Here is a 12087-nt window from a genome sequence, read left to right as displayed (position 1 = left end):
CCAACCCCGTGTTCCTGCGCGGCCGCCAGTCCTCACCGATCGGCGCCCGGGAGCAGCACAGGAGGCGAGAGCCCTCGTGGCTGACACCGACCACCCGACCACCGACACCGACGACACGACGGACGCCGCCGTCCCGTCTGGCACACCGCAGCCCGCCGAGGCGGAGGCCACCGGCATCCCGGCGGCCCCCGAGGAGGGGGCGGCGGAGACCGACGCCGACGAGGACGACGAGGCGACGCCGGAGGCCGAGGACGCGACGCCGGAGGCCGAGGACGCGACCGCGGCCGAGGAGCCCGAGCCGGCCGGGCCGCGGTTCGGCGCCCAGTTCAGCTCCCCGGAGCCGACCGCGGTCGTCGCCCGCCCCCGCCGCCGGGCCACCCGCCCGGCCGGTGCGGCCGCGCCCGACCCGGAGCCGGTCGAGCCCGCGCGCCCGGTCGTCGCGGCGGCGATCCCGGCGTTCGTGAGCTTCGTGGCGCCGCCCGACGACGCGCCCCCGGCGCCCCGCCGGCGCAGCCGCCGCCCCGCGGAGTCGCCCGAGCCCGACGTCTCCGAGGGCACCGCCGAGGAGCGGGACCGCGACGAGGCCCCCGCCGAGGAGGCGCCGCGATCCCGCCGCAGCCGTTCGCGCCGCCGCGCCGCCGAGGAGCAGCCGGAGCGGGCCGAGGCCGAGACCGACGACGAGCAGGCCGAGGACGCCGACGACCGCGACGACTCCGGCGAGGACCGCGACGAGGGCGGCTCGTCGGCGAGCCGTCGCCGCCGGCGTGGCCGCCGCGGCCGCGGCCGCGGCCGCAGCGGCGAGGACTCCGCGGACTCCGACGACGACACCGCCGACGAGCGCCCGCAGACCGACGACGCCGAGGACGAGGACACGTCCGGCGACGCGGGCGAAGGCGACGAGGACGACAACGACGACGAGGGCTCGACCGGCTCGGGCACCCGCCGGCGGCGCCGTCGCCGCCGTCGGGGCAGCAGTTCCGGCGCCGATGACAGCGGCGAGGACACCGACGACGACGACCGCCCCGAGCGGGCCGGCCGCAACGGCCGCACGACGAGTGACGACGACGTCCGCGGCATCACCGGCTCCACCCGGCTGGAGGCCAAGCGCCAGCGCCGCCGGGACGGCCGGGACACCGGCCGCCGCCGCCAGCCGATCCTCACCGAGGCCGAGTTCCTGGCCCGCCGCGAGGCGGTCGACCGCACGATGGTCATCCGCCAGCGCGGCGAGCGGACGCAGATCGCCGTCCTCGAGGACGACGTGCTGGTCGAGCACTACGTCACCCAGGCCTCGGCGACGTCGTTCGCGGGCAACGTCTACCTGGGCCGGGTGCAGAACGTGCTCCCCAGCATGGAGGCGGCGTTCGTCGACATCGGCAAGGGCCGAAACGCCGTCGTCTACGCCGGCGAGGTCAACTGGGACGCCGCCGGGCTCTCGGGGAAGCAGCGCTCGATCGAGCAGGCGTTCAAGTCCGGGGACAAGATCCTGGTGCAGGTCACCAAGGACCCGATCGGCCACAAGGGCGCCCGGCTGACCCAGCAGATCAACCTGCCCGGCCGCTTCCTGGTCTACGTGCCCGGCGGATCGATGACCGGGATCAGCCGGAAGCTCCCCGACACCGAGCGCCAGCGGCTCAAGGACATCCTCAAGAAGATCGTCCCCGAGGACGCCGGCGTCATCATCCGGACCGCCGCGGAGGGCGCCTCGGAGGAGGAGCTCACGCGCGACGTCAACCGGCTCAAGGCGCAGTGGGACGTCATCAAGCAGAAGTCGGAGTCGACGTCGAACGCGCCGACGCTGCTCTACGGCGAGCCCGACCTCGCGATCCGGGTCATCCGCGACGTCTTCAACGAGGACTTCAAGGAGCTCGTGGTCCAGGGCGACGACGCCTGGGACACCGTCGAGGCCTACGTCGCGCACGTCTCGCCCGAGCTCACCGAGCGGCTCACCCGCTACACCGGCGAGGGCGACGTCTTCCGCGACCTGCGGATCGACGAGCAGCTCACCAAGGCGCTGGATCGCAAGGTCTGGCTGCCGTCGGGCGGCTCTCTGGTGATCGACCGGACCGAGGCGATGACCGTCGTCGACGTCAACACCGGGAAGTTCACCGGCTCGGGCGGCAACCTCGAGCAGACGGTGACGCGCAACAACATGGAGGCCGCGGAGGAGATCGTCCGCCAGCTCCGGCTGCGCGACATCGGCGGCATCATCGTCATCGACTTCATCGACATGGTGCTCGAGAGCAACCGCGACCTCGTGCTGCGGCGGCTGACCGAGTGCCTGGGCCGCGACCGCACCAAGCACCAGGTCGCCGAGGTGACCTCGCTCGGCCTGGTCCAGATGACCCGCAAGCGGGTGGGCCAGGGGCTGCTGGAGGTCTTCTCCGAGGCCTGCGAGCACTGCCGCGGCCGCGGGATCGTCGTCAGCACCGATCCGGTGGACGAGAAGCGCCGGGGCGGCGGCTCGGGCGGCAACGGCTCCGGCGGGAAGGACGCCGCGAAGGACTCCGGCGGCGGCAAGGACTCCGGTAGCGGGCGCAACCGCGGCAACGGCGGTGGCGGCAAGGAGACCTCGGGCAAGGAGACGCCCGCCAAGGAGGTCCCCGCCGCCAAGGAGGTCCCCGCCGCCAAGGAGGTCGAGGAGACGGCCCAGCCGGTCGCCGCCGAAGCCTCCGCGGGTGACGGCGACGCCACCGAGGGCGGCCGCAGCGGCGGTCGCCGCAGCCGGGGCCGCCGCAACCGCGGGCAGTCGGGGGAGGAGCGCGCGGCCGAGGACGCCGCCGTGCTCGCCGGCACCCGCGCCGACGACGGGACGCCGGCCGGCGAGCCCGTCGCCGACGGCTCCGCCGAGACGGTCGAGGAGGTCGACCCCGCGGCGCCCGCGCCCGAGGCGGCCGACGCCCCGGTGACGACGGTCCCGCCGCTGCCGGGGACGGCCCCGGTGCCGGTGCCCGCCGCCGAGGCGGCGACGGGAGCCGACGACGTCCTCCCGGCCGGTGAGGTCGCCGCCGTGGAGGCCCCGGAGCAGGACGCGGTGCCGATCACCCCGGCCACGACGGCCGCCGACGTCGTCCCCGGCGGGGTGGCGCACGCCGCCGACGCCGGTGCGCAGGTGAAGGACGCCCCGCCGGCCCACGACGTCCCGCAGACGCATGAAGCCCCGCCGGCCCCGGAGACGCAGGCTTCCGGGAACGGCGAGGCACCTGCCGCGGCTCCCCGGCCGCGGCGCCGCCGGGCGGCCAGCCGGCCGGCCGGCCCCCCGGTCAGCTAGGTCCCGGACCGGCATCCCGCGGATCGGCGGCCCCCGAGCGGGGTCGCCGATCCGGGGGAACGGGGTCAGCAGGGCCACAACCAGGGTGCGTCGACCGCCCCGGGACGGCTCGGGTACGCTGGACGGGTTGCTGCGCCACCGCGCAGGCGCCTCCGGGCGCCGCCGGGATGGCGTGCGCAGCCCGTCCAAGCACCCGGCGCCCCCCGGTCGTGCGCGCCGGACACAGAGCTCGACGTGAGAAACGCGAACAGGAGTCAGTGGTGTACGCAGTGGTGAAGGCTGGCGGGAGCCAGCACAAGGTGGCCGTGGGCGACACGTTCACGATCAACCGTCTCGCCGGTGAGGCTGGCGACACCGTCACCCTGCCGGCCATCCTCCTGGTCGACGGCGACACCGTCACCAGCGACGCGACGGCCCTGGCGAAGGTGACCGTGACGGGTGAGATCCTCGCCCACGGCAAGGGTCCGAAGATCCACATCCACAAGTTCAAGAACAAGACCGGCTACCACAAGCGTCAGGGGCACCGTCAGCGCCTCACCGACGTCGTGGTCCGCGACATCACGAAGGGCTGACGCCGACATGGCACACAAGAAGGGCGCCTCGTCCTCCCGGAACGGCCGCGACTCGAACGCCCAGCGCCTCGGCGTGAAGCGCTTCGGCGGCCAGGTCGTCAAGGCCGGCGAGATCATCGTCCGCCAGCGCGGCACCCATTTCCACCCGGGCCTGGGTGTCGGCCGCGGCGGCGACGACACGCTGTTCGCGCTCGCGCCGGGCGCGGTCACCTTCGGCACGCGACGGGGACGCAAGACCGTCTCCATCACCGCGGTCGAGGCCTGATCTCCACATTCGTTCCGCTCACGAGCGCACGGGCCGACCGGCCCGTGCGCTCGTGGCGCTTGTCAGCTAGCTAGGAGGCGGCGGGCATGGCCGCTTTCGTCGACCGGGTGACGATCCACGTCGCCGCCGGCAACGGTGGGCACGGCGTGTCGTCGGTGCACCGTGAGAAGTTCAAGCCGCTCGGCGGGCCCGACGGGGGCAACGGCGGGGACGGCGGCGACGTCGTCCTCGAGGTCGATCCGAGCGTGCACACGCTGCTGGACTTCCACCACCGCCCGCACCAGAAGGCGGCCAACGGCCGCCCCGGCGCCGGGAGCAACCGGCACGGCGCGCGCGGCGAGGAGCGGGTGCTCCGCGTGCCCGAGGGCACGGTCGTGAGCACGCCCGACGGCCGGCAGATCGCCGACCTGGTCGGCGCCGGCACCCGCGTGGTGCTGGCCCACGGCGGCAAGGGCGGGCTGGGCAACGCCGCGCTCGCCAACAACCGCCGCAAGGCGCCCGGATTCGCGCTGCTGGGTGAGCCGGGCGAGACCTTCGACGCGGTGCTGGAGCTCAAGAGCATCGCCGACGTCGGCCTGGTCGGGTACCCGTCGGCCGGCAAGTCCTCGCTGGTCGCCGCGATGTCGGCCGCCCGGCCGAAGATCGCGGACTACCCCTTCACCACCCTGGTGCCCAACCTCGGCGTGGTCCGCTCCGGCGACACCGTCTACACGATGGCCGACGTGCCGGGCCTGATCCCCGGGGCCTCGGCCGGCAAGGGCCTGGGCCTGCAGTTCCTGCGGCACGTCGAGCGCTGCGCCGTCCTGGTGCACGTCATCGACATGGCGACGATGGAGCCCGGGCGCGACCCCGAGACCGACATCGACGCGCTGGAGCACGAACTCGCCCTGTACTCGAGTGCGGCGGCCGGCGGCGACCAGCTGGACCTCGTCGGCCGGCTCCGCATCGCCGTGCTCAACAAGATCGACGTCCCCGACGGCCGGGAGCTGGTCGACCTGGTCCGCGGCGCCCTGGAGGCGCGCGGCCTGCAGGTGTTCCCGATCAGCGCCGTCACCGGGGAGGGGCTCGCCGCCTTCGGGTACGCGCTGGCCGGCGCCGTGGAGGAGCACCGGGCCGCGCTGCCGGCGCCCGAGCCGGTGCGCGTGACGCTGACCCCGCGGGCCGTCGACGACACCGGCTTCACCGTGGAGCGCGATCCCGACGACCCGGACTCGTTCGTCGTCCGCGGCGTGAAGCCCGAGCGGTGGGTGCGGCAGACCGACTTCAGCAACGACGAGGCCGTCGGCTACCTCGCCGACCGGCTCAACCGGCTCGGCGTCGAGGAGGAGCTGGCCAAGGCCGGTGCCCGTGAGGGCGATGCCGTCACCATCGGCGACGTCACCTTCGACTGGGCGCCGACGCTGCCCGCCGGCACCCTCACCGCCGAGGAGTCCGCGGGCCTCGGCGGGCGCGGCACCGACAACCGGCTCGAGAGCAACGAGCGCATCGGGGCGTCCGAGCGGCTGGCGGCCAAGCGCGCCCGCCGGGTGCCCTTCGAGGCCACCGAGGACGGCTGGACCGACGACGAGCTCGAGGAGCTGGCCGACGACCTGCCCGGTGGGGCCGGCGAGGGCTCCCGGTGACCCCGGCCGCCGCCCGCCCCGCCATCGCCGGGGCGGGCCGGGTCGTGGTCAAGGTCGGCTCCTCCTCGCTGACCACCCTGCCCGGTGGCCTGGACGTCGACCGCCTCACCGCGCTGGTCGACGCCCTCGCCGCCGTCCGGGCGTCGGGCCGGCAGGTCGTGCTCGTCTCCTCGGGCGCGATCGCCGCGGGGCTGGCACCGCTCGGCCTCTACGGGCGCCCCCGCGACCTGGCGACCGCGCAGGCCGCGGCCAGCGTCGGGCAGCTGCGCCTGGTGCAGACCTACGCCGACGCGTTCGCCCGGCACGGGATCACCGTCGGCCAGGTGCTGCTCACCGCCGACGACCTCACCCGCCGCAGCCACTACCGCAACGCCCGCCGGACGGTGGAGCGGCTGCTGGACCTCGGGGTGCTGCCGGTGGTCAACGAGAACGACACGGTCGCCACCGAGGAGATCCGCTTCGGCGACAACGACCGCCTCGCCGCCCTGGTGGCCCACGTCTCGCAGGCCGACGCCCTGGTGCTGCTCTCCGACGTCGACGGGGTGTACGACGGCGACCCGCGCACCGGGCCGGCGCAGCTGGTCGACACCGTGCGCGACCCCGCGGACCTGGCCTCGGTCGTCCTCGGCTCGGCCAGCCGCAACGGCGTGGGCACCGGTGGGATGGCGACCAAGGTCGAGGCGGCGTTCATCGCCGCGCACGCCGGGGTGCCGGTCGTGGTCACCTCCACCCCGCAGGCGGCGGGCGCCTTGGACGGCGATCGGGTGGGCACCCTGTTCGCGCCGATGGGCAAGCGGCCGAGCGCCCGCCAGTTCTGGCTGCGCTACGCCAGCCGCCCGCGGGGCCGGCTGCTCCTGGACGACGGCGCGGTCGCCGCGCTCCGAGAGCGGCACGCCTCGCTGCTGGCGGCCGGCATCACCGGGGTGGCGGGGGAGTTCCTCGCCGACGACCCGGTGGAGCTGGTCGGACCGGACGGCGTGGTGGTCGCCCGCGGGCTGGTCGCCTACGACGCGCGGGAGATGCCCCGGCTGCTCGGCCGCAAGACCGGCGACCTCCCGGCCGAGTACCGCCGCGAGGTGGTGCACCGCGACGAGATGGTGCTGGTCGGACGCCTGCGCTGAGCGCCCCGGCCCGGCTGAGAGACTGACCCGGTGACGATCCGCCCCATCCGCGAACTCGGCGACCCGGTGCTGCGCACCCCCTCGGACCCGGTCCGGGCCTTCGACGGCTGGCTGGCCGCGCTGGTCCGCGACCTGGAGGAGACCGTCGACCACCCCGGCCGGGCCGGGGTCGCGGCACCGCAGATCGGCGTCAACGTGCGCGCGTTCTCCTACAACATCGACGGCGTCATCGGGCACATGGTCAACCCGGTCATCGTCGAGCGCTCGGAGGAGATCCAGGACGGCGACGAGGGCTGCCTGTCGGTGCCGGGGATCTGGGCGCCGACCGTGCGCGCGATGCGCTGCGTCGCGGAGGGCTTCGACGTCGACGGCAAGCCGCTGCGGCTGGAGGGGGAGGGGCTCATGGCCCGCTGCCTGCAGCACGAGGTCGACCACCTCGACGGCAAGGTGTTCCTCGACCGGCTCACCGGTGACGCCCGGAAGAGTGCCCTGCGGGCGCTGCGCGAGCGCTGACGCGTCCCGCGGCGTTCGTCAGCGGGCGGCAGCGCAGCTCCCCGGCGCGAGCCCCGTGACCGGCCGACGAAGTGCACCGACGCCCACTTCCGGCGCCTGGAAGTGGGCGGCAGCGCACATCATCCGATGCTCAAGCGTGCGCCGCGGCGCAGCTCCCGCAGGTGCCGAACACCTCCAGCTCGTGCTGCACGTCGGCGAAGCCGTGCTCGGCGGCGATCCTGGCCGCCCACCGCTCCACCGGCGGGTCGGCGACCTCCACGGTGCGCCCGCAGGAGCGGCACACCAGGTGGTGGTGGTGCACCGGCGAGCAGCGCCGGTAGGCGGCCTCGCCCTCGCCGCTGCGCAGGACGTCGACCAGGCCGTCGTCGACCAGCGCCTGCAGTGCCCGGTAGACGGTCGCCAGGCCCACCGAGTCGCCGCGCTCGCGCAGCAGGGCGTGCAGGTCCTGGGCGCTCCGGAAGCCGTCGAGCTCGTCGAGCAGCTCCAGGACGGCGGTGCGCTGGCGGGTCTGCCGGCGGACAGGGGGAGCGGTGTCGGGGGAGCTCACGATCGGCCTGCCTTTCCCTCCACCCGTGTCGGCACCGGGTGCTCGCCGTGCTCGTCGTAGTGCACGCCCGTGCCGGTCCGGTGCGGCGCGTGCAGGTGGCCGTCGTGGTCGTAGTCCACGTGGTCGCCGTGCGGGACCGGCCGATGGCCGCAGCCCTCCCCGTGCTCGTGGGGGTGGGCGGCGTGCAGGCCGACCCTACGCCGGTGCCGCCGCCGGCCCGTGGCCTCCCGGACGGCGACGGCCAGCGTGACGAGCAGGAACAGCGCGATCGCCAGCAGCACGATCGTGCCGCCCGACGGCGTGCCCGTGTAGTACGAGGCCGTGGTGCCGGCGACGCTGACCACCAGGCCGATGCCGCAGGCCAGCAGCAGCGCCTGCCGGAAGCTGCCGGCCAGCAGCTGGGCTACGGCGCTGGGCAGGATCATCAGCGCGCTGATCAGCAGCAGGCCGACCACCCGCATCGACAGCACGACCGTCGAGGCCACCAGCGCGGCGAGCACCACGTTGAGCGCCAGCACCGGCAGGCCCACCGCGCGGGCGTACTCCTCGTCGTCGCTCACCGCGTACAGCCGCTGCCCGAGCAGCCACACGACCGAGAGGATCACCACGGTGATGACGCCGAACGCCACCAGGTCGCCGGCGCTCGTCGTCGTGATCGCCCCGAACAGGTAGGCGTCGAGGTTGGTCGCCTGGCCGGGGGGCGCCAGGCTGAGCAGCACCACGCCGCCGGCGATGCCCCCGTAGAAGAGGACGGCGAGCGCCACGTCGCCGCTGGTCCGGCCGCGGGCGCGGACGAGCTCGATGAGCACCGCCCCGGCGATCGCGGCCACGAGCGCGGCGCCTACCGGCGCGGTCGAGGTGAGGACGCCGACGCCCACGCCGACGAGCGCCACGTGCCCGAGGCCGTCGCCCAGCAGCGACAGCCGGCGCTGGACCAGGAAGATGCCGACCGCCGGCGCGGCCAGCCCCACCATCAGGCTGGCCAGCAGCGCCCGCTGCATGAACTCGTACTGGAGGATCTCCACGTCACTGCTCCCCGTCGCGGGCGCCCACCGGGCGGGACGCGGTCCACGGCTGGTGCTGGCGGTAGGCGGTCCCCTGGTGCTCCTCGGCGTCGCCCGGGTGGTGGTGCCCGGCGTCGCCGGCGAGCGGGCCGGCCCCGGCGAGGGGCCCGTCGTAGCGGATCCGCCCGTGGTCGACGACGATGGCGCGGGTCAGGAGGCCGGCGAGCGGACCCGCCTCGTGCGTGACCACCAGCAGGGTCGTCCCGCGCCCGGACACCTCGGCCAGCACCCGGGCGAGGGTCTGCTGGCTGGCGGCGTCGACCCCGGCGGTCGGCTCGTCCATGATCAGCAGTTCCGGCTCGGCGGCCAGCGCCCGGGCCACGAGCACGCGGCGCTGCTGGCCGCCCGACAGGGAGGCCACCGGATCGCGCGCGCGGTCGCCGAGCCCCACCGCGTCGATGGCGTCGGCCACCGCCACCCGGTCGGCGGCCGTCGGCCGGCCGAGCAGCCCGCGCCGGGCGAGCCGGCCGACGCCGACCACCTCGCGGACGGTGGCCGGCACGGCACCGCTCACCGTGTGCCGCTGCGGCACGTAGCCGACCCGGCCCCGCTCGCGTAGCCGCCCCACGGGCGCGCCGAGCGCCGTCACCTCCCCGCCGAGCACGGAGGCCAGGCCGAGCAGGCCGCGCGCGAGGGTGGTCTTCCCCGATCCGTTGGACCCCAGGACGGCGATCGCCTCGCCGGGGCGCACGGTGAGGTCGACGTCCTGGACCACGGGAACGTCGCCGTAGCCGATGCTGGCGCCGCGGAGCCCGATCGCGAGATCACGACCGGGCTGCGTCGGGTGCTGCCCGGCGAGGGTGCGGCCGGTCACGAGCAGTTCTGACCCTCCTGCAGGGTGGCCAGGTTGGCGCGCATGACCTCGAGGTAGTCCTCGCCGGCCGACTCGTCGGTCAGGCCCTCGAGCGGGTCGAGGACGGCGGTCTCGACGCCGGCCTCCGCGGCCACGGTCTCGGCCACCGCCGGGTCGACGAGCGTCTCGGTGTAGACGGTGGTGATGCCGCGGTCGGCCACCAGCTCGGTGATCTCGGCGAGCTGGGCCGCGCTGGGCTCCTGCGTCGGGCTGAGACCGTTGATGCCGACCACGTCCAGACCGTAGCGGTCGCCGAGGTAGCCGAAGGCGTCGTGGCTCGTCACCAGGGTGTCCACCGCGCAGCCCGAGAGCGCCTCCTGCACCTCCGCGTCGAGGGCCTCCAGGTCGGCGCGCAGCGCCGCGGCGTTGCCCGCGTAGGTGTCCGCGCCGTCCGGGTCCAGCTCGGTGAGCCGCTCGGCGAGCGCGTCGGCGACGTCGGCCAGGCGGGTGGGGTCCAGCCAGAAGTGCGGGTCGACCGATGCACCCTCCTCGGCGTGCTCCTCCTCGCCCTCGTGGGCGTGGTCGTCCTCCCCGGTGGTCGTCAGCGACAGGTCGGCCGCCTGCCCCGCGTCCCAGGCGGCATCGGCGGCCTCGGAGGCGACCGCCTCGTCCAGGCCGGGCTGGAAACCCTCGACGTGGACGACCAGGTCCGCCTCGGAGATCGCGGCGACGTCCTGCGGCGTGAGCTCGAGGTCGTGCGGCTCGGCGCCGGGCGGGGTGGCCGAGGTGACCGACACGCGCTCGCCGCCGACGCGCTCGGCGGCCCACTGCAGCGGGTAGAAGCCGGCGAGCACGGACAGCTGTCGCTCGCCCGGTCCGCCGCCGGTCCCCGCGTCCCCGCACCCGGTGAGCAGCAGGCAGGTGGCCGAACCGAGCACGACCGCGCTGCGGCGGATCGACGTCATGTGCATGAGAATCATTCTCGCACAACGGTCGGCTGGGCCGGTCCCGGGTCGCGCCGGAGGACCCGTCCCGGCGCGCGCGTAAGATCTCGGTGTGTCCGACATCTCCGGCCTGCCGCTGATCGGTGCCGCCGCGCTGCGCGTGAAGGCTGCCTCCCGGGTGCTCCGCACCCTGCCGACGGACACCAAGGACGCCGCGCTGACGGCGATGGCCGAGGCGCTGGTGGAGCGCACCGACGAGATCCTGACCGCCAACGCGGCCGACGTCGCCGCGGCGCGGGCCGACGGCACGCCCGAGGCGATCGTCGACCGGCTGCGGCTGGACGCCGGCCGGGTCGCCGGGGTCGCCGAGGCGCTGCGCCAGCTGGTCGCGCTGCCCGACCCGGTAGGCGACGTCGTCCGCGGCTCCCGGCTGGCCAACGGCCTGGAGCTCAAGCAGGTCCGCGTGCCGCTCGGCGTCGTCGGCATCATTTACGAGGCCCGGCCCAACGTGACCGTCGACGCCGCCGGGCTCTGCCTCAAGAGCGGTAACGCGGCGCTGCTGCGCGGCTCGGCCTCGGCGTTCGGCACCAACACCGCGCTGCTCGCCGTCCTCGCCGAGGCGGGGGAGAAGGCGGGTCTGCCCGCCGGCTTCGTCGAGCTCCTCCCGGCCGACCGCGCGTCGGTGGGGGAGCTGCTGAACGCGCGAGGCCTCGTCGACGTCGTCATCCCGCGCGGCGGCGCCTCGCTGATCCAGCGGGTCGTCCGGGAGTCGCGGGTGCCGGTGATCGAGACCGGCGAGGGCAACTGCCACGTCTACGTCGACGCCTCGGCCGACCCGGAGATCGCCGAGGCGGTCGTGCTCAACTCCAAGACCCACCGGGTGAGCGTCTGCAACAGCGCCGAGACGCTGCTGGTGCACCGCGACGTGCCGTTCCTGCCGCGGCTGCTGGCGGCGCTCGCCGACGCCGGGGTCGCGCTGCACGGCGACGACGCCGCCCGCTCGGCCCACGACGGGGTCGTCCCGGCCACCGACGAGGACTGGGGCACCGAGTACCTGTCGATGGACATGGCGGTGCGGGTCGTCGACGACCTGCCGCAGGCGCTGGACCACATCGCGCGGTGGAGCACCGGCCACACCGAGGCGATCGTCGCCGACTCCGCCCGCGCCATCGCCGAGTTCACCGCCGGGGTGGACGCCGCCGCCGTGCTGGTCAACGCCTCCACCCGGTTCACCGACGGCGGCGAGTTCGGCTTCGGCGCCGAGATCGGTATCTCCACCCAGAAGCTGCACGCCCGGGGCCCGCTCGGCCTGCCCGAGCTCACCTCGACCACCTACGTCGTCACGGGGTCCGGCCACACGCGCTGACCCCGCCCCCTC

Annotated in this window: 11 protein-coding genes; 7 read left to right on the top strand and 4 right to left on the bottom strand. The window is 75.2% G+C overall.

What is annotated here, in order from left to right:
* Positions 1–76: 76 nt before the first annotated feature.
* The 6 genes from QOZ88_RS13830 (at position 77) to QOZ88_RS13805 (ending at position 7361) form a co-directional block, all read left to right on the top strand.
* Positions 77–3268, top strand: a complete 3192-nt coding sequence (locus QOZ88_RS13830; RefSeq protein ID WP_306000329.1) for an Rne/Rng family ribonuclease — start codon at positions 77–79, stop codon at positions 3266–3268.
* Positions 3269–3528: 260 nt separating this feature from the next.
* Positions 3529–3840, top strand: coding sequence for a 50S ribosomal protein L21 (gene rplU, locus QOZ88_RS13825; RefSeq protein ID WP_306000328.1), 312 nt, complete (start codon positions 3529–3531; stop codon positions 3838–3840).
* A gap of 7 nt (positions 3841–3847) precedes the next feature.
* A complete protein-coding gene (rpmA, locus tag QOZ88_RS13820; protein WP_091933064.1) occupies positions 3848–4105 on the top strand; it encodes a 50S ribosomal protein L27 in 258 nt (85 codons plus the stop codon).
* An 86-nt stretch (positions 4106–4191) separates the two neighbouring features.
* Complete coding sequence (gene obgE, locus QOZ88_RS13815) at positions 4192–5727, top strand: GTPase ObgE (protein WP_306000327.1); 1536 nt, start codon at positions 4192–4194, stop codon at positions 5725–5727.
* Positions 5724–6848, top strand: coding sequence for a glutamate 5-kinase (gene proB / locus QOZ88_RS13810; protein ID WP_306000326.1), 1125 nt, complete (start codon positions 5724–5726; stop codon positions 6846–6848). Before obgE ends, proB begins: the two co-directional genes overlap by 4 nt.
* Before the next feature lie 30 nt (positions 6849–6878).
* The gene (locus QOZ88_RS13805; RefSeq protein ID WP_306000325.1) at positions 6879–7361 is read left to right on the top strand and encodes a peptide deformylase; all 483 of its coding nucleotides are present in this window, start codon (positions 6879–6881) and stop codon (positions 7359–7361) included.
* 130 nt (positions 7362–7491) lie between these two features.
* On the opposite strand, the gene QOZ88_RS13800 is transcribed toward QOZ88_RS13805, so the two are convergent.
* From QOZ88_RS13800 to QOZ88_RS13785, 4 genes are read right to left on the bottom strand one after another with little or no spacing between them, the layout of a single operon-like run.
* On the bottom strand, positions 7492–7908 hold the full coding sequence (locus tag QOZ88_RS13800; RefSeq protein ID WP_306000324.1) for a Fur family transcriptional regulator: 417 nt from the start codon (positions 7906–7908) through the stop codon (positions 7492–7494).
* Positions 7905–8933, bottom strand: coding sequence for a metal ABC transporter permease (locus QOZ88_RS13795; protein ID WP_306000323.1), 1029 nt, complete (start codon positions 8931–8933; stop codon positions 7905–7907). Before QOZ88_RS13795 ends, QOZ88_RS13800 begins: the two co-directional genes overlap by 4 nt.
* Position 8934: 1 nt before the next feature.
* Positions 8935–9786, bottom strand: a complete 852-nt coding sequence (locus tag QOZ88_RS13790; protein WP_306000322.1) for a metal ABC transporter ATP-binding protein — start codon at positions 9784–9786, stop codon at positions 8935–8937.
* On the bottom strand, positions 9783–10730 hold the full coding sequence (locus QOZ88_RS13785) for a metal ABC transporter substrate-binding protein (protein ID WP_306000321.1): 948 nt from the start codon (positions 10728–10730) through the stop codon (positions 9783–9785). The genes QOZ88_RS13790 and QOZ88_RS13785 overlap by 4 nt, the downstream gene beginning before the upstream one ends.
* 91 nt (positions 10731–10821) lie before the next feature.
* On the opposite strand from QOZ88_RS13785, the gene QOZ88_RS13780 reads away from it, so the two are divergent.
* Positions 10822–12075 (top strand): glutamate-5-semialdehyde dehydrogenase, encoded by a 1254-nt coding sequence (locus QOZ88_RS13780; protein ID WP_306000320.1) that lies wholly within the window; start codon positions 10822–10824, stop codon positions 12073–12075.
* Positions 12076–12087: the final 12 nt, after the last annotated feature.

It is taken from the genome of Blastococcus carthaginiensis, assembly GCF_030731085.1.
Taxonomy (GTDB): domain Bacteria; phylum Actinomycetota; class Actinomycetes; order Mycobacteriales; family Geodermatophilaceae; genus Blastococcus; species Blastococcus carthaginiensis.
The sequence above is the reverse complement of the archived record's forward strand: the minus strand, read 5'-3'. Positions and strand labels throughout refer to the sequence as shown.

Bases quoted from the DNA above. Each gene is read 5' to 3' on its own strand.
- rpmA (WP_091933064.1), top strand. From the start codon at position 3,848: ATGGCACACAAGAAGGGCGCCTCGTCCTCCCGGAACGGCCGCGACTCG.
- QOZ88_RS13785 (WP_306000321.1), bottom strand. From the start codon at position 10,730: ATGACGTCGATCCGCCGCAGCGCGGTCGTGCTCGGTTCGGCCACCTGC.
- obgE (WP_306000327.1), top strand. From the start codon at position 4,192: ATGGCCGCTTTCGTCGACCGGGTGACGATCCACGTCGCCGCCGGCAAC.